This is a genomic window from Mesorhizobium kamtschaticum (assembly GCF_056174585.1).
In genome coordinates this window covers 1,833,915-1,854,338 of the sequence record NZ_CM149691.1, presented here as the reverse complement: position 1 = coordinate 1,854,338, position 20,424 = coordinate 1,833,915, and the positions used below count along the sequence as shown (strand labels likewise).

Annotated in this window: 13 protein-coding genes and 2 pseudogenes; 6 read left to right on the top strand and 9 right to left on the bottom strand. The window is 63.4% G+C overall.

From position 1 onward, the window contains the following. The 6 genes from AC0V7N_RS09105 to AC0V7N_RS09080 all read right to left on the bottom strand — a co-directional run bounded on the left by AC0V7N_RS09105 (position 1) and on the right by AC0V7N_RS09080 (position 9,345). On the bottom strand, positions 1–1,404 hold the full coding sequence (locus AC0V7N_RS09105) for a GH1 family beta-glucosidase (protein WP_475456599.1): 1,404 nt from the start codon (positions 1,402–1,404) through the stop codon (positions 1–3). Continuing rightward, entirely contained in the window at positions 1,385–3,034 is a 1,650-nt protein-coding gene (locus AC0V7N_RS09100; RefSeq protein ID WP_496627798.1) for an ABC transporter permease subunit, read from the bottom strand. Before AC0V7N_RS09100 ends, AC0V7N_RS09105 begins: the two co-directional genes overlap by 20 nt. Positions 3,035–3,092: 58 nt before the next feature. Beyond that, a complete protein-coding gene (locus AC0V7N_RS09095) occupies positions 3,093–3,839 on the bottom strand; it encodes a transporter substrate-binding domain-containing protein (RefSeq protein WP_475456595.1) in 747 nt (248 codons plus the stop codon). Positions 3,840–3,860: 21 nt separating this feature from the next. Beyond that, positions 3,861–4,931, bottom strand: a complete 1,071-nt coding sequence (locus AC0V7N_RS09090) for a LacI family DNA-binding transcriptional regulator (RefSeq protein ID WP_475456593.1) — start codon at positions 4,929–4,931, stop codon at positions 3,861–3,863. Positions 4,932–5,153: 222 nt separating this feature from the next. Next, positions 5,154–6,167, bottom strand: a complete 1,014-nt coding sequence (locus AC0V7N_RS09085) for a transporter substrate-binding domain-containing protein (protein ID WP_496627797.1) — start codon at positions 6,165–6,167, stop codon at positions 5,154–5,156. A gap of 121 nt (positions 6,168–6,288) precedes the next feature. Beyond that, positions 6,289–9,345 carry an aminotransferase class III-fold pyridoxal phosphate-dependent enzyme gene (locus AC0V7N_RS09080; RefSeq protein WP_475456591.1) on the bottom strand — a complete coding sequence of 1,019 codons (3,057 nt, stop codon included), beginning with the start codon at positions 9,343–9,345 and terminating at the stop codon, positions 6,289–6,291. A gap of 131 nt (positions 9,346–9,476) precedes the next feature. Here AC0V7N_RS09080 and AC0V7N_RS09075 point away from each other — a divergent pair, with 131 nt between their 5' ends. Beyond that, positions 9,477–9,917 (top strand): Lrp/AsnC family transcriptional regulator, encoded by a 441-nt coding sequence (locus AC0V7N_RS09075; RefSeq protein ID WP_475456589.1) that lies wholly within the window; start codon positions 9,477–9,479, stop codon positions 9,915–9,917. Between the two features lie 51 nt (positions 9,918–9,968). Here the strand turns inward: AC0V7N_RS09075 and AC0V7N_RS09070 are convergent, their stop codons facing one another. Then, the gene (locus tag AC0V7N_RS09070; protein WP_475456587.1) at positions 9,969–10,502 is read right to left on the bottom strand and encodes a TetR/AcrR family transcriptional regulator; all 534 of its coding nucleotides are present in this window, start codon (positions 10,500–10,502) and stop codon (positions 9,969–9,971) included. Positions 10,503–10,647: 145 nt separating this feature from the next. Between AC0V7N_RS09070 and AC0V7N_RS09065 the strand changes: the two genes are divergently transcribed. Next, positions 10,648–11,985: an efflux RND transporter periplasmic adaptor subunit gene (locus tag AC0V7N_RS09065; protein ID WP_475456585.1), complete on the top strand. Its 1,338-nt coding sequence runs from the start codon at positions 10,648–10,650 to the stop codon at positions 11,983–11,985. Then, a complete protein-coding gene (locus tag AC0V7N_RS09060; protein WP_475456583.1) occupies positions 11,982–15,065 on the top strand; it encodes an efflux RND transporter permease subunit in 3,084 nt (1,027 codons plus the stop codon). The genes AC0V7N_RS09065 and AC0V7N_RS09060 overlap by 4 nt, the downstream gene beginning before the upstream one ends. A 154-nt stretch (positions 15,066–15,219) precedes the next feature. Here AC0V7N_RS09060 and AC0V7N_RS09055 read toward each other — a convergent pair whose 3' ends face one another. Beyond that, the gene (locus AC0V7N_RS09055) at positions 15,220–15,675 is read right to left on the bottom strand and encodes a L,D-transpeptidase family protein (RefSeq protein ID WP_496627796.1); all 456 of its coding nucleotides are present in this window, start codon (positions 15,673–15,675) and stop codon (positions 15,220–15,222) included. A gap of 723 nt (positions 15,676–16,398) precedes the next feature. Between AC0V7N_RS09055 and AC0V7N_RS09050 the strand changes: the two genes are divergently transcribed. After that, entirely contained in the window at positions 16,399–16,566 is a 168-nt protein-coding gene (locus AC0V7N_RS09050; RefSeq protein WP_475456577.1) for a hypothetical protein, read from the top strand. 68 nt (positions 16,567–16,634) lie between these two features. On the opposite strand, the gene AC0V7N_RS09045 is transcribed toward AC0V7N_RS09050, so the two are convergent. Beyond that, positions 16,635–17,336 carry a winged helix-turn-helix domain-containing protein gene (locus AC0V7N_RS09045; protein WP_475456575.1) on the bottom strand — a complete coding sequence of 234 codons (702 nt, stop codon included), beginning with the start codon at positions 17,334–17,336 and terminating at the stop codon, positions 16,635–16,637. A 45-nt stretch (positions 17,337–17,381) separates the two neighbouring features. On the opposite strand from AC0V7N_RS09045, the pseudogene AC0V7N_RS09040 reads away from it, so the two are divergent. Both AC0V7N_RS09040 and AC0V7N_RS09035 read left to right on the top strand, forming a co-directional pair. After that, positions 17,382–18,154 (top strand): annotated as a pseudogene (locus AC0V7N_RS09040) (response regulator). Between the two features lie 107 nt (positions 18,155–18,261). Then, positions 18,262–20,348: pseudogene (locus AC0V7N_RS09035) on the top strand (PAS domain S-box protein). The last annotated feature ends 76 nt before the right edge of the window (positions 20,349–20,424 follow it).

Below are 20,424 nucleotides of genomic sequence, written 5' to 3'. Positions count from 1 at the left end.
TCAGGCGCTCTTGGCGACCGCCACGGTCTCCTGCCGGGCAATCATGGCGTAGACCTCGCCGGAATATTTGATGCGGCGCTGCTGCGTGGCGAAATCGACATGGGTGATGCCGAAGGGTGTCGTATAGCCATAAGCCCATTCGAAATTATCGGTCAGTGTCCAAGCGAAATAGCCACGCACCGGCACGCCCTCCGCTGCCGCCTTGGCCACCTGTTCGAGATGGTCGACATAATAGGCTGCACGCAAATCATCCCAGACATGCCCGTCTTCGCCAACATTTTCCGGCGTGGTGGCGACGCCGTTCTCGGAAATGTAGATTGCCGGCGGCGCATAGCGATCGTTCACATAGTGCAGGATGTCGTACATGCAGCGCGGCCAGATTTCGTAATCGACAGCGGAATAGATGCCTTCCGGTTGCACCCGTCGATAGCTGAGCGGCGCGAGTTCGTCACCCGCGGCGATCACCGAGCGGCGGTAGATGTTGATGCCCAGATAGTCCACCGGCGCGGCGATGATCTCGTTGTCCTGCGCATGGATCGGCGGCAACAGATCGCCGTAGAGCGCCAGCATGTCCTGCGGGTATGCGCCCTTGAAGACGGCGTCGAGGAACCAACGGTTCTGGGCGCCGTCGAAGCGCCGTGTCGCATCGACATCGCGCGGATCGTCGGTGGCGGCTTCCGCCACATTGAGATCGAAGACGATGCCAACCGAGGCGTCGACCACCTCGGCCCGGATGACTGGAACAGCCAGGCCATGCCCCAGCAAGGCATGATGGCTGGCGGCCACGCCGCCTTTCACGCCGTCCCGCAATCCCGGCGCGTCCTCGCCGGTCGCGTGTCCTGACCAGCAGAAGGTCCAGGGCTCGTTGAGCGTCGTCCATTTCTTGACGCGATCGCCGAAACTGCGGGCGGCAAGCCCGGCATAGTCGGCAAAGGCGGTGGCAGTTTCGCGGTTGTACCAGCCGCCACGGTCTTGCAGCGCCTGCGGAAGATCCCAGTGGTAGAGCGTTGCATAGGGCTCGATGCCAGCTTGAAGCAGGTCGTCGATCAGCCGGTCGTAAAAGGCGATGCCCCTGGCGTTGGCTTCGCCCCGACCCTCCGCAAGAAGCCGCGTCCATGCCAGGGAAAAACGGTAGGCGCCAAGACCGAGCGCCTTGAGCACGGCAATATCCTCCTTCCAGCGATGATAGTGGTCGCAGGCGACATCGCCGCTCGAGCCGTCGACGATCACACCGGGAACGCGGCAGAACCGGTCCCAGATGCTTTCGCCTTTGCCATCCGCGTCAGGCGCGCCCTCGATCTGATAGGCCGCTGTCGCGGCGCCGAACACGAAGCCTTGCGGAAAGGTCAGACCGGAGGCGCGGGCCTTGAGGGTCCGGCGCGTGTTATCGATGCTTGATGTCATATTTTCTCTCGATGGTGCTGACGAGGCTTGCCGCGGCCAGCGTCAGGAAAATGTAGAAGATGGCGGCCGAGTTGTAGGGCGCGAACGGCAGGAAACTTGCCGACTGGAATTCCCGCATACGCTGCGTGATGTCGCGGATCGACAGGATCGAAAGCAGCGACGTGTCCTTGAGGATGGCGATCAGTTCGTTGCCGAGCGGCGGGATGATGATGCGGAAGGCCTGCGGCAGCACGACCAGCCGGGCGGTGCGCCAGCCATTGAGGCCGAGGCTGTGCGCCGCCTCGATCTGACCCGCCGGAATAGCATTGATGCCGGAGCGGAATATCTCGGCCAGATAGGCCGAATAGGCCAGCGCCATGGCGACAATGCCGCGCACCAGGTTCGGCGGATCGACCACGCCCTGCGTCGCGTCCTTGAGCGCGCCGGCGAGCGGCAGGCCGACATAGAGAACGATAACCAGCATCGGGATGCCACGGATCGTGTCGACGATGAATTCCGACCCGATCGAGAGCGGATGTCTGCGGTGGATATGGCCGCCGAAGGTCAGCAGGCCAAGCACGATCGCCAGCACCGCGAGCGTGATGCAGAACGCCTTGTCGCGATCGTTCAACGCCTCCGTTTGCCACAGCACCGGCAACCTGCCCGGCGCTGTGGCGGCCGGCACAAGCGCAGCACTGACATCGGGGAGCTTGCCGATCGCATCGATCGCTTCCTGCGGGCCACGAAAGGTTCGCAGCGGCACATCGGTATCGGGGCCACCGGGAAATTGCCCGTAGCGGACGGCGCCGAGGATCCCGGACGGCGTGCCGGTCGTGACCGCGACCTTGCCGGCAAGAGACCCAACGAGCACATAGCTGTCGCGCGGCTGAAGCAAGAACCACGCGGCGGCACAGATCATCAGGATCGTTGCCGCGATGCAGATCAGGTCTGCCCGCCAGCTGTATTTAAGCTTGAGGAGCCCAACCCACAGCAGCCCCATCATTGCCGCCAGCAGGTAGGCCGCGACGGCCGCGCGGATGGTCGTCGCAACGCCCGCCGCGAATGCGATATGCGCGAAAAGCAGGATGAAGACCAATCCGGCGCCGTTCGCCCCCGCCAGCACAAGACGGGCAGAACGGTGCGCCGCGTTGCCGGTCCCGTTACGGGCGGTGATGAAGAACGCGCCGAGCATCACGACCGTGAGGCCGAGATAGGCGCGCAACAGGAGTGTGGCCTGGACGCTCACCATGAGGTCGGCCGCATCTGTCAACCGGCGCGGCGTAACGCCCTGAACCACCAGATCGGAGGTGAACGGATCGACAGCGTTCGCCACGACCGATGCCACAAAGGGATAGACCAGACCGGTTGTCGCCAGCACCACCGCGGCGGCAAGATTGACCCCGGCGGCAACCGCCGCAAGACGATGCGACCGCGACGAAGCGCGCGAGAACGCGACCACGGCAAGGCCGGCGAAAAAGGCGACGGCCAGCATCAGGAAGCCAGGCACAAAGGCCGACGAGCCGTTCTCAACGCCGAGGATAGCGCGAAGCGAGCGCTGGTAATTCACCGACGAAGCAAAGAGATAGACGATGAACGGCAATGCCGCGACGATGATCAGATTGCTCGGTCGCAGGCGCATCAGAAACTGCATCCGGTCCCGTCCTCCCCTAACGAATGCTCCGGCGCCAGGCGCCGGAGCGTTCAAGCAGTTATTTTGCGCCCCAGTATTTGGCGATCAGCGCATCGAGGCTGCCGTCGGCCTTGATCGCCTTCAGTCCTTCATTGAAGGCGGCGACATTCTCGTCGCCCTTGCGGAAGACCAGCCCCAGCGGATCGGACTGAAGGTTCCTGATCGGCACCACCAGTTCGCCCGCGAATTCCTTTTCATATGCGGCGGCGTTGGCGCCGTTGATCACAACGCCGTCCACGTCCTTGTTCTTCAGCGCGATGACGGAGGCCGCGAAGCTGTCATACGCGACCACATTGTCCTTGCCGACAATGCTTTCGGCGACCTGCGAGTCTGTGGTGTTGGCTTGCGCCGAGAGCTTCTTGCCTTTCGCCTTGAAGTCATCGAGGGACAAGCCCTCGTCTTCCACGCGCATCAGGACAGCCTGGCTGTTGATGATGTAGGGGTCCGAGAAATCCATCGCCTTCTTGCGTTCCTCGGTGATGGAGACGCCGGAGGCGACCAGGTCGAAGCTGCCCTGGTCGAGGGCAGCGAAAATGCCGTCCCAGCCGGTGGTGACGAATTCAGCCTTGCAGTTGATCTTGCCGCAGACCGCCTTGATCACATCGACGTCGAAACCGACGATCTGACCGGTCGCCGTGTCGACGCTTTCCATTGGCGGCGAGGTGGTGTCGGAACCCACCTTCAGCACCTTGCCGCCGAGGTCGGCGGCGCCGGCAGCGCCGGCCGTCAACAGCGCCAGCGCAAGTCCGATCAGGATCTTCTTCATGCTCTTCCTCCCATTTGATGATTAGCGGCGGTTTCGTCCGCCGAGATTGTCCGGCTGTCGGCCGATGAGCTCGGGCCTCGAGACCATGGCGAGCTTTGCCGGGTCTTCGCCCGCCATGCGCCGCAGCAGAAACTCCCCGAGCTTGCGGCCGAGAAGTTCGATTGGCTGGTAGAATGTCGTGATCGGCGGGGTGAAGTAGGCGCTGACGTTGATGTCGTCATAGGCGATGACGTCGATATCCACCCCGACCCGCCGCTCGAGGCTGCCCAGCGCAGACAGGACGCCGAGCGTGGTGGATTCGTTGATGCACACCAAAGCCGTCGGTGGGCTGGGCAGGCCAAGAAGCCTGAGCGCGCTGTCACGTCCGAAGCGGGTCGACAGATCGCCGTCAGCCACAAGGTCCATCGATGCGGCAAGCCCTGCCTCGTCAAACGCACGCGAGAACCCGTCGATCCTGTCCAGGGCATAGGAAAGACGGCGATCCGCGTTGATCAGGGCAATACGTCTATGTCCGCCCGCGATCAGCCGCGCCGTGGCGGTGAACGCCGCCCATTCATTATCGACATCGACATGCGCATAGGTGAGCGGCTTGCGACAGCGGCCGAGCGACACGAATGGAAAATCGCTTTCGACCAGCATGTCGATACGAGGATCGTCGGCCTGCACGCCGGAAAAGATCAGGCCGTCGGCCGCGCTCTGATCGACGATGCGCCGCGCCGTGTCGAAGGCGTCGCCGAAATCCCGGAAACCGTGCACGGACAGCTGATAGTCGCTGTTTTCCAGTGCCTGGCTTATGCCGCTCAGGATCTGAGTGTATTCAACGCCGTCCCATTCATAGCCGGCCGCGGACGTTATCGGCATCAACACCGCCGCCCGATAGGTCTTGCCGGTCCTCAGCGCCATGCCTCGGGTGTTCGCCTGATAACCCAGATGCCGCGCGGCGGCGACGATGGCGTCCCTGGTCTGCTGCGCAACCACGGGCGAACCGTGCAGGGCCTTTGAGACAGTGGCGATCGAAAAACCGGTGTGGGCCGCCAATGTCTTGATCGTCGGCGAAAGCTCTCGGCCTTCAGGTTTCCTGTTCTCTGCCATGGATGGTCGCTATCCCTTGAGGTGAGCATCCGTAGCATCGCATAAAAACGTTTTCAAGAACAATAAAAACGTTTTTATCACGTATTTCTGAGCAAGGTTGAAACGGTGGCAGGGGCGATGATGTACACATCACCGCCCCACTGGTCAGGGGGAACAGGGTCGACCAAAGAGCCCGGAGACACCGCCTCCTGCCGGCACCAACAGGCGTTCGGCTTTCAGGCCTCAGCGTGCCGGTGGCGCGTACATCAGGCCGCCGGCGTTCCACAGCGCGTTGATGCCGCGCGCGATCTTCAACTGGCTGGACTGGCCGAGGTTGCGTTCGAACATCTCGCCGTAATTGCCGACCTTGGCGACGATGTTGTAGGCGAAGGCAGGGTCGAGCCCGAGCTGCTTGCCGTTGTCGCCCTCGACACCGAGGAACCGGCGGATCGCCGGATTCTGCGACTTCAGCGAGGCTTCCGCATTGGCCTGCGTGATACCTTCCTCTTCCGCCTCGATGAGCGAGAACAGCGTCCAGCGCACGATATCGAACCATTTGTCGTCGCCCTTGCGGACGGCCGGACCGAGCGGCTCTTTCGAGATGATCTCGGGCAGCACCGCAAAGGCCGCCGGATCGGTCAGCTTCAGGCGCTGCGCATAGAGCGCCGAGGCGTCCGTGGTGTAGACGTCGCAGCGGCCGCTATCGAACGCCTTGATGATGCTGTCGGCGGAATCGATGACGACCGCCTCGTATTTCATCTGGTGGGCGGCGAAATAGTCGGCGACGTTCTGTTCGGTGGTCGTGCCTTGTTCCGCGCAGACCGTGGCGCCCGAAAGCTTGAGCGCGCTGTCGACGCCGAGGTTCTTGTGCACCATAAAACCTTGGCCGTCATAATAGGCGGCGCCGACGAAGTGGATGCCCAGGCCGGCGTCGCGCGACAAGGTCCAGGTCGACTGCCGCGACAGGACGTCGACGGTGCCGGCCTGCAGCGCCGTGAAGCGCTCCTTGGTCGACAGCGCGACGTAGCTCACCTTGTCGGGATCGCCGAAGACGGCGGCCGAAACCGCGCGGCAGAAGTCGATGTCGAAGCCGCTCCATTTGCCCTGGTCGTTGGGCGCCGAAAAACCCGCCACGCCCTGGCTGACGCCGCACAGGATCGTGCCTCTCTGCTTGACGATGTCGAATGTATCCGCCCTTGCCGGCACGGCCAACGTGGCCGATGCCAACAAGAGCGCGGTGATCAATGCATGTCTCATGGTTTCCTCCCTTGATGAGGCAAAAGCCTCCCCTGCCGCCAGCGCCTGGAGCGCCGGAAGTTCGTGAAAATCGCGTTGTTAAGTCTGCTCGCGGACCGCCGAGGCGGTGCGCCGATCTGTCCTAAGCCCCTTCCGCCAGCACCGCCGCCAGCGTCTCGTCGAGTACCCCGACCAGATGGTCGGCATTGGCCCGGCTGAAGATCATTGGTGGGCGCATCTTCAAGACATTGTCATGCGGCCCTTCGGTGCCGATCAGCACGCCGCGTGCCCGAACACCGTCATTGATGCGGCGGGCAAGTGCTGTCGCCGGCGCCTTGCTTTTACGGTCCTCGACCAGTTCGATGCCGAGGAAGAGGCCCTGGCCGCGCACATCGCCGATGATGTCGTAGCGGGCCTGCAAGGCCTTGAACCGCGCCATGAGATAGTTGCCGATCTCCAGCGCATTGCGCCTGAGCCCGTCGCGCTCGATGACATCGAGCACCGCAAGCCCGGCCGCGCAGGACACCGGATTGCCGCCGAATGTGTTGAAATACTCCATGCCGTTGTTGAACGAGGCGGCGATCTCTGATGTCGTCACCAAGGCCGCCATCGGATGGCCATTGCCGATCGGCTTGCCCATGGTGACGATGTCGGGTGTCACCCCTTGGCTTTCGAAAGCCCACCAATGGCTGCCGACACGGCCGAAGCCGACCTGCACCTCGTCGGCCACGCAGATGCCGCCGGCGGCGCGCACCATTGCGTAGACTTCCCTGAGATAGCCTTCCGGCAGGAACACCTGGCCGGCGACGCTGGGGATCGATTCCGCCAGGAACAGGCCGGGCGCACGGCCTTGCCTGGTCATCTCGGCGATTTGCTCGGCGACGCTCTCGGCAAAACGTTTTGCATGTTCGCCGATCGGCCATTCGGCCGGGGCGCGGTAGCTGTCGGGAATGGTCGCCTCGAACACATGCGCCGGCCGCCCCTTGCCGCCCTTGCGCTTGTATTTGTAGGGGCTGAGGTCGATCAGCTCCTGCGTCGTGCCGTGATAGCCCCAGTCGAGCACGATCGCCTCGCTGCGGCCGGTATGGGTCCGTGCCATGCGCAGCATCAGGCTGTTGGCCTCACTGCCGGAGCAGGCGAAGGATGCCACCGACAGGCCGGCGGGCAGCGTCGCTGTCAGCCGTTCGGCATAGGTGACGATGGCGTCGTGCAGATAGCGCGTGTTGGTGTTGAGCTTGGCCGCCTGGCCCGCGATCGCCTCGACGACGTCGGGGTGGGCATGGCCGAGATGACAGACATTGTTGAAGCAGTCGAGATAGGCGCGGCCGCGGTCATCGATCAGCCAGGCGCCCTCGCCGCGCACGAACTTGATCGGCTCGGAATAGGAAATGGAGAGATTGGGCAACAGCGACGTCTTGCGCGCGGCAACGATTTCGGGGCGGGAACGGCCGCTCTGCCGGAAGGTTTCCGGCGGAATGCCGGCGAGATCGGCGGCATCCGGAAACAGTTCCTTCCACACGTCCAGATAACGCTCCTCGCCGACCCCAAGAATGTCGCGTGCGGCGAGGCTCGTATCCGTCGATATCTGGAAATGCAGATGCGGCGCCCAGCCGCCATTCTCGGCTGGTGTGCCCATTTCACCGACAAGCGCGCCTGCTTCCAGATGGTCGCCGGCCTTCAGCCGCTGTCCCGCCTCATGCGCCATGTGTCCCCACAGGGTCACGAAGGGTGGGCAGCCCGGCGGCGCATGCTCAAGCGCCACCAGGCAGCCATAGCCGAGCGGATCCTCCTCGATCTCGACACTTCTGACCGTGGCGGCCAGCGGCGTGTAAAGCCGTGTGCCCGCCGGCATGAAAAGGTCGAGGCCAAGATGGTTGGCGCGGCGTGCGCCCTCGACGAAACGCGACTGGAAGATGTCGCTGGTGTAGACTGTGCGGGCCTCACCCCACGGCCCGATGCCGAGCGCAATGCCATGCTCGGCGCAATAGGCATCCCACCATGCAGTCGCCTTCTCGGGCTGCTGTGCGGCCGATGTCACCGTCATCGGATTTTGAGGATCGCCGTAAGGCACCAGCGCCTTGGCAAGCGTCGCCGGATGACGGTCGAGGATCGGCGCGAGCTGTGCGCGGTTTGCCGCGATCCAGCCTGTCACCGCTCGCGCACCGGGAGCGGCCTCGAAGCCGCAGGCCTGGCGCAGGATCGCCGTAGCGAAGCGCCGGTTCATTCTGCCCAGGCGATGCAGCAGCCGCCAGGCCGGCACCTCCGAGATCGACAGATAGGGATTGTCGGCGGTACGGTCCCTGCGCGCGGCCGACAGCGTCACCGAGGTGACGAGACGCATGGCGATGAGGTCGAACAGCAGGTCGAGTTCTTCCTCCCGCAGCGGATATTCGGCATGGAAGCCGGCGGTCAACCGTGCGGCGGCGCCGATCGGATCCTCGGCATCGAGGATGGCATAGGCACAGGCGACGGCAACCTCGGCGATGAGCACACTGTGCAGCGCATCGCCGAAATCGATGAGGCCTGCGACACGCTCGGGCATCGACGGATCGACGAGCACATTCCAGTCATTGGCGTCGTTGTGGATGACCTGCGCCCGCAACACCGGCAGCCGGGGTGCCACCACGGCATCGAAATGATCGAGGAACCGTTCGAGCAGGGCGCGGTCCTGATCGTCGTCGATATGGTGAAGGCGTTGCCGCGCAGCACCCGCCTGGCGAATGTCCCAGTCGAACGACCGCAACGCGCCGGGGTGAATGAAACCCTGCAGGGCGCGGTCCAGCCGGCCGAGCGCACCGCCCAGACTCTCGAGCAGCGCTGGAGTGGTCCGGCTTTCGGCCAAAGGTTGGCCGGGAAGCCACGACACCAGGCGTACGGCATGATCCTCGCCGTCAGGCCCCTTGGCATGAGCTAGCGAAGCGCCTTGTAGCGTCTTCCTCAGGCGCGGCACGGCGAGACCCGGGCTGTTGCGCTCGAGATGATCGAACAATGCCGTCTGGAATTCGCTCTCGACGAGCGGCTCGCTGGCGTTGACGATTTTCAGGATCCACAGCGAATGGTCCGGCGCGGTCAGCTTGAAATTCCGGTCGCGCTCGCTGTCGAGCGGCGTGACACTGCCGGCAATGCCGAAGTGCCGCGTTGCGATATTGACGGCCTCGTTCTGCGAGACTTGAGGCGCTGGGTATGAGACGTTGGTCATCGGGATTCCGGATCTGCTTTGACCAAGCTTGGCATGGGCCAAAAAATCGGGCATCCGGCAAAGCGTCGGTTGCGCCGGCACAATGACTGCATTGACCGGCACATTAACGGAACCGCTTGGAGCTTACCGTGATGAGAGAACTGGACGCCAAGGACCGGGACATTCTCGCCATTCTGTCGAAGGAAGCCCGCATCCCGCTGAAGACGCTTGCCGGGCGCATCGGCCTGTCGCGCAGCGCGACGAGCGAGCGGGTCGCTTCGCTGGAAAAGAGCGGCGTCATCAGGGGTTACCGGGCCGATATCGGTCAGATGGACGCCGGGCTGGTCTGCGCTTTCCTGCTGGTCACGCTGATCCGCACGCCGTCAATCGGCATTCTCGACCAGCTGGCGCGCTATCCGGAAGTCCGGCGCGTATCGTCGGTGAGCGGCCAGCTCGATCTCATCGTCGAGGTCGAGGTGCCGTCGATCGACAGGCTCAACACAGTGCGCGACCTGATTGCCACGCTCGGTGGCGTCGAGGACCTGACAACCGCAATCGTGCTGCGCCGGGATATCGAGCGCGCCGTCGGTTGAATGCCCGTAACAGGGGTCATTCTTGACGCCGCCTATTTGGCTTGGTGCCGCCTATTTGGCGATCTCCAGCAGGGATGCGACCAGCAGCTCGCGCTCGTCCTTCGACAGCACGTCTGAATCGAAAAGGTTCATGCTGCGCAGCCCCTCTATGGCGAGATAACAGACCAGCAGCGACTTCAGATCCGGCGCCTCGCCCTTCAGCCGTTCGAAAAGCTGCCGCTTGAATGTCTTTATCGGCGTCATGAAATCGGGGTCCTCGGCGATCGCCGAAAAGATCCAGGAGGCCGAGGGCTGCTTTTCCTCGCAATCATTGGCCGACAGCCTGATATAGACGGCAAGTGGATTTTTGCCGTCGTCGTTGCTGCTGGCGGTTTCCAGCGCCTGCTCAAAATCGCGCAGATAGCCCTCGACCAGCCCTTGCATCAATTTGGCCTTGGTCGGGAAATTGTAGAGCAGCCCGCCCTTAGACACGCCGGCGCGGTTGGCCACCGCTTCCAGCGACAGGCTGCCGGGCCCGGATTCCCGGGCGACATCAGCCGCCGCAGCGAGGATCTTCTCGCGCGAATTCGGTCGTTGGGCTCTCATGGCGCCTCCCTTCGCAAGCTTAGGCCCAATTGACAAGACCGTCCAGACGGTACAGTAAGACCGCCACTATTTGAAATCGGGACCCGCAGTCGATATGTGTCCCGATGTCCGCGCTTCGCGCCGGATTTCGACTGAGGGGACTTCCTTGTTCAAGCGCATACTTCGTTTCTTTCTCATCATTGTCGTCCTGGCTGTGCTCGCCATCGTGGTCGGTGGCATTGTCTGGTTCAACTTCTTCCGCGACAGCATGATCAAGCAGTATTTCGCCACCATGAAGCCGCCGGCTGCAACGGTGTCGACAACCATTGCCAAGCCGTCGAGCTGGACGCCGGGCGTCGAGGCGATCGGTACGGTGCGAGCCGTGCGCGGTGTCGACCTGACGGTTGAGACCGCCGGTATCGTCAAGGAAATCCCCTTCCACGCCAACGAGAAAGTGGCGGCTAATGCGGTGCTGCTGCAGCTCGACGACGCTGTCGAGCGCGCCGATCTCGACGCACAGAAAGCGCAGGCCGCGCTCGATCAGACGTCGCTGACCCGCGCCATCGAACTGACCAAGCGCGGTGTCGGTTCCGACTCGACACTGGACAGCGCGCGGGCGGCGGCGTCCGCTTCGGCATCCCAGGTCACCAGGCTGCAGGCAGTGCTCGACCAGAAGCAACTGACGGCGCCCTTCGCCGGCACCGTCGGCATCCCGAAGATCGACCTTGGCCAATATCTGTCGCCCGGCACCTCGGTGGTGACGCTGCAGGATCTCGACACGATGCGAGTGGACTTCTCGGTTCCCGAACAGCAGTTGCCGCTGCTCAAGATCGGTCAGACGGTTCGGCTGGGCTTGAGCGGCTCGGACATGCCGTTCGCCGGCGCCATTCGCGGCATCGACCCCAAGATCGACCCGTCCAGCCGGCTGGTGAACATCCGGGCCGAAGTCGCCAATCCCGATGGCAAGCTCACCCCTGGCCAGTTCGTGCAGGTGCGTGTCGAACTGCCCGAGGAGCAGAATGTGCTGTCGCTGCCGCAGACGGCACTGACCACCAGCCTCTATGGCGACTTTATTTTCGTCGTGCAGCCGGCCAAGCCCGCCGTGGCCGCCCCGGCACAGTCCGCCGCCGCAAGCGACAAACCGGCGGGCGCCAAGCCCGCGGATGCCAAGCCTGCGGATGCCATGAAACCGGCAGCCGATGCGATGAAGCCTGCCGCTGATGCTGCCAAGCCAGCGGACAAGGCCGATTCTGATACCACCAAGCCCGCGGCCGACCCGGCCAAGCCGGCGGCGGAAGGCGACAAGCCCGCGCTGGTGCTGTCGCAGGTCTTCGTCAAGCCGGGCCGCCGCAATCTGGGCATGGTCGAGATCGTCGAAGGGCTGAAGGCTGGCGAGGAAGTCGTCACCGCCGGTCAGAACCGTCTCTTCAACGGCATGTCCGTCAGCGTCGACAACACGATCGACCCGACCAAATCGGCGAACAAGCAGGCCGACGAACAATGAGCTTTTCCGATCTCTTCATTCGCCGGCCCGTCCTGTCGACGGTCCTTGCCTGCATGATCCTGCTCTTGGGTTTCCAGGGCATCTTCAACCTGTCGATCCGGCAGTATCCGAAGGTTGACGAAACCGCGATCACCATCACGACGGCCTATCCGGGCGCCAGCGCCGACCTGATCCAGGGCTTCATTTCCGCCCCGATCGCGCGCGCCGTCGCCTCGACCGAGAACATCGACTACGTCACCTCGTCCAGCCGTCCGTCCTCCAGCACCGTGACGGTGCAGATGAAGCTCGGCTCCAACCCCGACGTGGCGCTGACCGAAGTGCTGTCCAAGGTCCAGGGCGTGCGCGGCACCTTGCCGGACGCCTCCAAGGACCCTGTGATCGTCAAGGGCACCGGCCAGCAGTTCGCGATGATGTACATCTCGATGCAGAATCCGAACATGACGAAGGAGCAGCTGACCGAGTATATCGAGCGCGTCATCAGGCCCCGCATGTCGACGGTCGAAGGTGTCGCCGACGTGCAGATCTTCGGCGCCCAGCAATACTCGATGCGCGTCTGGATCGACCCGATCAAGCTTGCCGCGCGCGGCGTCACGGCGTCGGAAGTGCTGGCGGCGATCAACAATTCCAACTTCCTGTCGGCGCCCGGCAACACCCAGAATGAATATGTCGTCTCGTCGATCACCGTGCGTTCGACGCTGCAGACGCCGGAAGCCTTCGCCGAGCTGCCCCTGCGCTCGACCGACGGCAATGTCGTGCGGCTGCGCGACGTCGCCCGCGTCGAACTCGGCGCGGAAAATACCGACACCAGGGTCTCCTTCAACGGCAAGCCCGGCACCTTCCTCGCCATCTTCCCGACCCCGGCCGCCAACCCGCTGACCACTGCGGCAGCGCTCACCAAGCTCGTGCCGCAGATTCAGGAGACGTTGCCGAAAGGCATGACGATCGAGGTCGTCTACGACGCGACCGGGCAGATCAGCGCCTCGATCGACGAAGTGTTCAAGACCATCGCCGAGGCGGTTGCCATCGTCGTCGTCGTCATCCTCTTGTTCCTTGGCTCGTTCCGCTCGGTGATGATGCCGATCATCACCATCCCGCTGTCGCTGATCGGCGTCTGCTTCCTGTTGTTTGCGGTCGGCTATTCGATCAATCTTCTGTCGCTGCTGGCCATGGTGCTGGCGATCGGCCTTGTCGTCGATGACGCCATCGTGGTGGTGGAGAACATCCACCGCCATATGGAAGAAGACCACATGTCGCCGATGCAGGCGGCGTTCAGCGGCATGCGCGAGATCGCCTCGGCCATTGTCGCCATGACCATGACGCTGGCCGCCGTGTTCGCGCCGCTGGCCTTCACCGGCGGCCTCACCGGCGCGCTGTTCCGCGAATTCGCGGTCACGCTCGCCGGCTCTGTCGTGCTGTCGGGCGTCATTGCTATCACCATCACCCCTATGATGTCGGCGCGCCTCTTGAAGGCCGGCACGCCCGGCCGTTTCCAGCGCATCGTCGACCGCATTTTTGCGCGGGTCGAGCACGTCTATGAGCGAGCAGTCACAGGCTCGCTGAACTATCGCCCTTTGACGCTGATCATCGTGCTGGCGCTCGTCGGCGTGACCGGCTTCATGTTCACCAAGACCTCGAGCGAGCTGGCGCCGGAAGAAGACCAGGGTTTCCTGCTGTCGCTGGTGACGGCGCCGACCTATGCGACATCGGACTATACCGAAACCTATGTGAACCAGATGCTCGGCCTGGTGAGGGATATTCCCGAAACGCGGGCGCAGTTCTCGGCCGTCGCCTTTGGTGGCTCCACGAACAGCGCCTTCGTCGGCTTTGCCTTCAAGGATTGGGCGGAGCGCAAGCGCAATTCGAAGGAGCTGCAGGCCGACATCACGGCTCGTATCGCCAAGGTGGCGGGTGTCCAGGCCTTCGTCTTCGCACCGCCGACACTGCCGGGCTCCGGTGGCGGCCTGCCGATCGCCCTGGTGGTGCGCTCGACCGGCGATTCCGCGGAAGTGTATCAGGCAGCCGAGCAGATCAAGAACAAGGCGCAGGCCTCCGGCCGCTTCATCGTCGTGCAGAACTCGATGTCTTACGACTCGCCGCAGGTGACGGTCACCATCGATCGCGACCGCGCCGCCGCACTCAACCTGCCGATCGCCGATATCGGCCGCACGCTGACGCTGCTGGTTGGCGGCGCCGAAGTGGCGCAGTTCGATCGCGACTCCAACAGCTACGACATCATTCCGCAGGTGCCGCAGCAATTCCGCGACAACCCCGAAAGGCTCGGCGAATATTTCGTGCGCAGCGTGACGGGCGAGATGGTGCCGCTGTCGGCCGTTGTGAAGATTTCGAACAATGCGTCGCCGGCGGCAATCGAACAGTTCAACCAGCTTAATTCGTCGACCATCTCCGCGCTGCCGCTGCCCGGTGTCACCACGGGCGATGGTTTGAAAGTCCTCGAGGATATTGCCAGGGAGAGCCTACCCGACACCTTCTTCATCGACTATTCCGGCCAGTCCCGGCAAGAGAAGGAACAGGGCAACACCATCCTGATCGCTTTCGGAGCGGCGGTCATCGTCATCTACCTGGTGCTGGCGGCGCAGTTTGAAAGCTTCCGCGACCCGCTGATCATCATGATGGCGGTGCCGCTGTCGATCTTCGGCGCCATCGTGCCGCTCAATCTGGGCCTCGGCACGCTCAACATCTACACGCAGGTGGGTCTGATCACGCTGATCGGCCTTATCACCAAGCACGGCATCTTGCTGGTCGAATTCGCCAACCAGCAGCGCGAGGCGCATGGCATGCGGCGGCGTGACGCCATCATCGCCTCGGCCAAGGTGCGGCTGCGGCCGATCCTGATGACGACGGCGGCAATGGCGCTTGGCGTCGTGCCGCTGATCACGTCGAGCGGCGCGGGTGCGGCGGCCCGCTATTCGATGGGCCTGGTCATCTTCACCGGCATCCTGGTCGGGACCATGTTCACGCTGTTCGTCGTGCCCATGTTCTATACCTTCATCGCCAGCAAGGACCTGCCGCTTCACGCGGAAAAGCCGGATCCGAAATTGATGCCGGCACTGCAGGACTGATAGAAAACCGAAGACAAAAAGAGGCCGGGAAAATCCCGGCCTCTTTTTTTGGCTGCGCTCGATACCGCCGGTTTGAGCGGTGCTCAATACCGCCGGAATGTTCCGGCGGGAGTCCTGAACAGGCGCGGCAGTAAACCGGCCCGTTCCCAGCCTGCTACTTGACGATGACGATGCTGGTGTTGGCCGGCCCGAAGGTCTCGACAAGCTGGTAGAAATCGGCGGCATTGTCGGGATGCAGCCGCACGCAGCCATGCGAGGCCGGCTGGCCGAGGCGTTTGATCGCATAAGTGGCGTGCACCGCGTAGCCGCCGCTGAAGAACACCGAGTGTGGCATCGGCGCGTTGTCGTATTTCCTCGAATACCACATCTCATGCATGCGTGTCGGCTTGAACGAACCCGTCGGCGTCACATGCGCCCGGTCGCCGGTGGAAACCTTCCAGGCGAAAGTCGGCCGGCCATCGACCGAGACCTCCATGATCTGCTGGGAAAGCGAGACCCGCGCCACGATCTTGTTGGCGGCGTGCGCTGCGTTGGCGCCGAACAGAAGTGCTGCACCCGTGAGCGCGGCGGCGGTGATGTTGATGAGCTTGGCGGAAATGGTGGTGTGCATGATGTCCCCTCTCTCTGCCGGTTCGGCCGGCTCCCAATTCGATGAGTGGCTTATCGCTGTGGCATGTTTCGAAGAGATTTCGCGAAATGCTCGTTTGTGTTTCGAATCTGTTTCCTCTGGTTAATAGGCAGGTGGTCACAGCGGCAGCGGCCTCACCCGCAAAACGGGGATGGGATGCGGCACATAGGTATCTCCCGCGAAACGAAAGTTCGAATACCCCTTATATGAAAGGGTAGAGCTCAATCTCGAAACCAACCTGCAACAAAACGCTGCTTCGGGCGGCATGATCCGGATACGGGCCGGAAGCAAAGTTGACGCAACGAAAGCAGACGGCAACGACCACGGGAACGAAAACGAACACACGGTCCTGGCTCTTCAGGATCAGCATCGCGGCAGCAGTCATCGGCGGTGTCGGCACAGTGGCCGGCGGCCCTGTGGCACGGCTCGCGGCGATGGTTCGAATGAAATCTCGATCCTGCAAGTCGCTCTGTTTTCCGCCTCGGTCTGGATTGTTTCCAGCCTGCGCATCGCCCGATTGAAGGCCCTCTGGCGGGTTGGCCTACGGTTGCTGGCATTGCGCGGCCCCTCCGGCAACTTGCTGCCGAGAGGACCGAAGGCCCGCGCCGCTGCGGGGGGCTCCGTGGGCGGCGCGGGCACTTCGGGAGTTTCCTGAAGCGACCCGCGACACATTTTGAAGACTTGGCATTTCTGGGAGTTGGAACGATGAAAACGAAATTCGCGGCCTCGGTGCTTTCCGCACTGCTTTATGCGCAAGGCCTGCTCGGCTTTGCCGCTCTTGCCACCGTTCTCCTCAAGGACCGCGCCCACGCGAACGAAATCGCCATGGCCAGTGACATGCCATCGGGTCCGTCGTTGCTGGTGGTACGCTGAGTTTCGGGAGCGTCGGTGCGTTGGAACATCCGATGCTCAGCCAGAAAGATAGCCCGCGTGTCCAGCCTTTAGTCGGCGAATTGCTGCGGCGGATCGAACCGGTAGCCGGTGCCGCGTATGGTGGTGATGGTTTCGGTGTCGAGCTTGCGGCGCAGCCGCACGATGCGCGAATCGATCGAGCGATCGAAGGCGTCGGCGTTCTCGGCCGGTGCGGCGGCGATGATGTCGTCACGCGTCAGCACCTTGCGGGGGCTCGCCAAGAACAGCCTGAGCAGCGCCACCTGACCGGGCGAAAGCTGTTCCTCCGTGCCGGAGCGGTGCATGACGATCGCCGATCTCAAATCGACGGTAGCGTTCTCCAGCACGATCAGTTCCTGGGTACCCCTGCCGCGCCGCGAAAGCAGGCCGCCGACCCGGGCTGCCAATTCCCTGACATTGAGCGGGCTTTCGACAACGTCGGCCGCACCCAGTTCGAGCGCCAGCACCTTGTCGACGAGATCCGCCGGCCGGCAGATCAGGATGAAATCGGGCCCGTCCCCGCCGCCCCCGCCTTGGCCGCCATAACGCCTGAGCAGATCCCGCCCGTCCGCCTGGCTGAGACTGTCACCAACGACGACGACGTCGATGCCCCCGCCCGCCAGCAGCGATTCCGCCTCCCAGGGCTGCCGCGCCTGGCGCACATCATGGCCTCGCCGCTCGAGATGGTCGGCAAGTTCGGTCGCCACCACCTCGGCGACGGAAACAAGCGCAATGACGGCTCGTGCGGCCATGTTTTCCAACCGTTCCCTTGCAACCGGATATGAGTGCTGGACATCATGTTTATACCCAATCTACTTTCCACTGAAAGTGGGAGCGAGGGCATCGTGCGGGCAAGAATTGTTATCGTCGAGGACGAGCCCGACCTGAGGGACGCGGTTGCCGAATATCTCGGCGCCGCCGGCTATGATGTGGCGACCGCGGAAACCGCGGCCGCCGCGCGCAGCCTGATCGAAACTCAATCCTTCCATCTGGCCATTCTCGACATCGCCATGCCGGGCGAGGATGGGCTGTCGCTCGGCCGCTGGCTGCGCTCGAAAATGCCGATCGGCATCATCTACGCGACCGCCGCCGGCACTGCGCTCGACCGCATTGTCGGGTTGGAACTCGGCGCCGACGACTATATCGTCAAGCCATACGAACTGCGCGAAGTGCTGGCGAGGGTGCGCAGCGTGCTGCGCCGCGTTCCAGAGCCAACGGAGCTGCTCAACAAGAAAGCCAGAACGGACCGCCGTTCCGTCGCCTTCGGCCCGTTCCAGGCCGATCTTGACGGCCGGCTGGTCACCGGCGTCAACGGCGCCGTAATCGACATGGCCAAGAGCGAATTCGATGTGCTGGAGGTTTTCCTGACCCGCGCCAACCGGCTTTTGACGCGCGCCGCGATCTCGGAGGCCATCGGCTTCACCGAGGATCCGGAATCGTCGCGCGCCGTCGACATCCGCATCATGCGCCTGAGAAGAAGATCGAGGCCGATCCGGCCAACCCGAAATTCCTGCGCACGGTGCGCGGTGAAGGCTATATCTTCTCGTTGCCGACCGGCGACAGCAACTGAGCGCCAGGCCCACGGGGTCTCAGGTTCACAGCCGTTGCTCGCCGATCGAATTGGGCTGATCGGATTGGCCCGACCGAATTGGCATGACTTTGGAATGACGGCTGAAAATGACGGGCGACGCAACAAGCGCGGATACACAGGGTTTCAGACAGGGCGCGGCGATGGCGGCCGTGCGCGTCGTTCGCCGGCTGCGCGAAGCCGGCGACTGGCAACGCGAGATGGAAGGCATACTGGAAACGCTGTGCCGCGCCATGGAATGCCAGCGCGGCATCCTGTTCCGCCTGCGCGAGCTGCCCGGCCAGGGTTTTGCCCAGTCGGTGTCCGCCTACTGGATCGACCCCGATTTCGGCGGGGAACTGGCCTCACCGACCGTCATCATGCAGTCGATCGTCAACTCCGATCCGCTGCTGGAGCGCGTGGCCGAGGACGAACGGCAGGGCAAGATCTTCGCCGGACATACGCGCAATCTCGAAGGGTTCCTGAGAACCGATTTCGAAAGGCAGAGCATCAAGTCGTTCCTGTCGGTGTCGGTCTTCGCGCACGGCCATCTGTGGGCACACTCGCCGTCAATGATTGCGTCGAGGAGCGCGAGTGGACCGACGAGGAAGAGGCAACGCTGCACATCATCGCGCTCGCCATCGGCGACGCCATCGAACACTCGCCCTCCGACGCCCATGCCAGCGAGGTGATCCGCCGCACCATGCTGCAGGCCTCGCTCGACGCCATCATCGTCATCGACGAGGCCGGATCGATCATCGAATTCAATCCTGCCGCCGAAAAGATGTTCGGCTTCCAACGCAGCGACATCCTCGGCAAGGACCTGCTCGACACCGTTGTGCCGGAATACTACCGCAAGGGCTACTCCTCGGGCGCCGACTACATGTCGGGCCGCGGCGCGCCGATGGTCGGCCAGCGGCTCGAGACCGTGACGCAGAATGCCGCCGGCGAGGTGTTCCCGATCGAGTTGACGGCGACCGAAATGCGGGTCGCCGACCGCCGCCTGATCTTCGGCTCGATCCGCGACCTGCGCGACAGGCTGCGCGCCGAGGAAGAGATCAACCGGCAGCGCGAGAAGCTGCATCAGAACGAGAAGATGGCGGCGATGGGCTCGCTCCTCGCCGGCGTCTCGCACGAGCTCAACAACCCACTGGCGGTGGTGGTGGCGCAATCGACGCTGTTGCACGAATTCGCCTCCGACCCACAGACCAAGGTTCGCGCCGAGAAGGTGCGTGCCGCCGCCGAGCGCTGCGGCCGCATCGTCAAGAGCTTCCTGTCGATGGTCCGGCTCCATCCGGCGGCACAGGCCGAGACCGACCTCAATCAGGTGATCCGCGCCGCACTCGAGGTCACCGCCTACGGCGCGCGCTCGAGCGGCATCATCATCGATACCGATTTCGCGCCGGGTCCGCTACTGGCCATGGCGGATGCCGACCACGTGACGCAGGTGGCAGCCAATTTCCTCATCAACAGCCAGCACGCGCTGGCCGGTGTTGCCGGCGACCGGTTGATCAAGGTGCGGACTTTCCGCAGCGATCTGGGCAAACCCGGTTTCTCGGTAGAGGACAATGGGCCCGGCATTCCCGAAGCGATCCGCAACCGGATCTTCGAATCCTATTTCACCACCAAGCCGGTCGGCGTCGGCACCGGCATTGGCCTGTCGATCTCGAAATCGATCATCGAACGGCACAATGGCAATGTCTGGTTCGAGGAAGTGCTGCCCAGAGGCGCGCGTTTCGTCGTCCAGTTGCCGGCCATTTCGGCTGGCATCGCCGCCGCCGGCGAAGCCCAGCCACGCTCGAGCGGCCTGCGTCACGCCCTGATCATTGACGACGAGCCTGACGTCGCCGGCTCCTTGTCCGACATTCTCGAACTGATGGGCATCAAGTCGCGGATTGCCCCTGTCTGGGAATCGGGCGCCGCCACCCTGGGCGGCCACATGCCGCCGGACATCGTCTTTTCGGACCTGCGCATGCCGGGCATATCAGGCATGGCCATCTACCGCGAACTGCTGGCCGAAAGGCCCGACCTCGCACGGCGTTTCGTGCTGGTCACCGGCGATCTGATCGGCGCCAAGGCTGAAATCGAAGCCTTGTCGGCGCCGCAGCGGCCGCAGATCCTGGAAAAGCCGTTCAGCACGCTCGATGTGCGCAGCGTGCTTTCAACCATTGCCGAACAGGCCGCGTTGAAAGGATAAAAGAAGCTCCCGACCGACGAGCGGCGGGAGCTGAATGGAGCGCTGGAGGAGCGCTCGGGGAGGTCAGAGCACAATC

Coding starts and splice junctions, on each gene's coding strand:
- AC0V7N_RS09095 (WP_475456595.1), bottom strand. CDS start 3,839: ATGAAGAAGATCCTGATCGGACTTGCGCTGGCGCTGTTGACGGCCGGC.
- AC0V7N_RS09090 (WP_475456593.1), bottom strand. CDS start 4,931: ATGGCAGAGAACAGGAAACCTGAAGGCCGAGAGCTTTCGCCGACGATC.
- AC0V7N_RS09085 (WP_496627797.1), bottom strand. CDS start 6,167: ATGAGACATGCATTGATCACCGCGCTCTTGTTGGCATCGGCCACGTTG.
- AC0V7N_RS09100 (WP_496627798.1), bottom strand. CDS start 3,034: ATGCAGTTTCTGATGCGCCTGCGACCGAGCAATCTGATCATCGTCGCG.
- AC0V7N_RS09050 (WP_475456577.1), top strand. CDS start 16,399: ATGAAAACGAAATTCGCGGCCTCGGTGCTTTCCGCACTGCTTTATGCG.
- AC0V7N_RS09105 (WP_475456599.1), bottom strand. CDS start 1,404: ATGACATCAAGCATCGATAACACGCGCCGGACCCTCAAGGCCCGCGCC.
- AC0V7N_RS09070 (WP_475456587.1), bottom strand. CDS start 10,502: ATGAGAGCCCAACGACCGAATTCGCGCGAGAAGATCCTCGCTGCGGCG.
- AC0V7N_RS09055 (WP_496627796.1), bottom strand. CDS start 15,675: ATGCACACCACCATTTCCGCCAAGCTCATCAACATCACCGCCGCCGCG.
- AC0V7N_RS09080 (WP_475456591.1), bottom strand. CDS start 9,345: ATGACCAACGTCTCATACCCAGCGCCTCAAGTCTCGCAGAACGAGGCC.
- AC0V7N_RS09060 (WP_475456583.1), top strand. CDS start 11,982: ATGAGCTTTTCCGATCTCTTCATTCGCCGGCCCGTCCTGTCGACGGTC.
- AC0V7N_RS09045 (WP_475456575.1), bottom strand. CDS start 17,336: ATGGCCGCACGAGCCGTCATTGCGCTTGTTTCCGTCGCCGAGGTGGTG.
- AC0V7N_RS09075 (WP_475456589.1), top strand. CDS start 9,477: ATGAGAGAACTGGACGCCAAGGACCGGGACATTCTCGCCATTCTGTCG.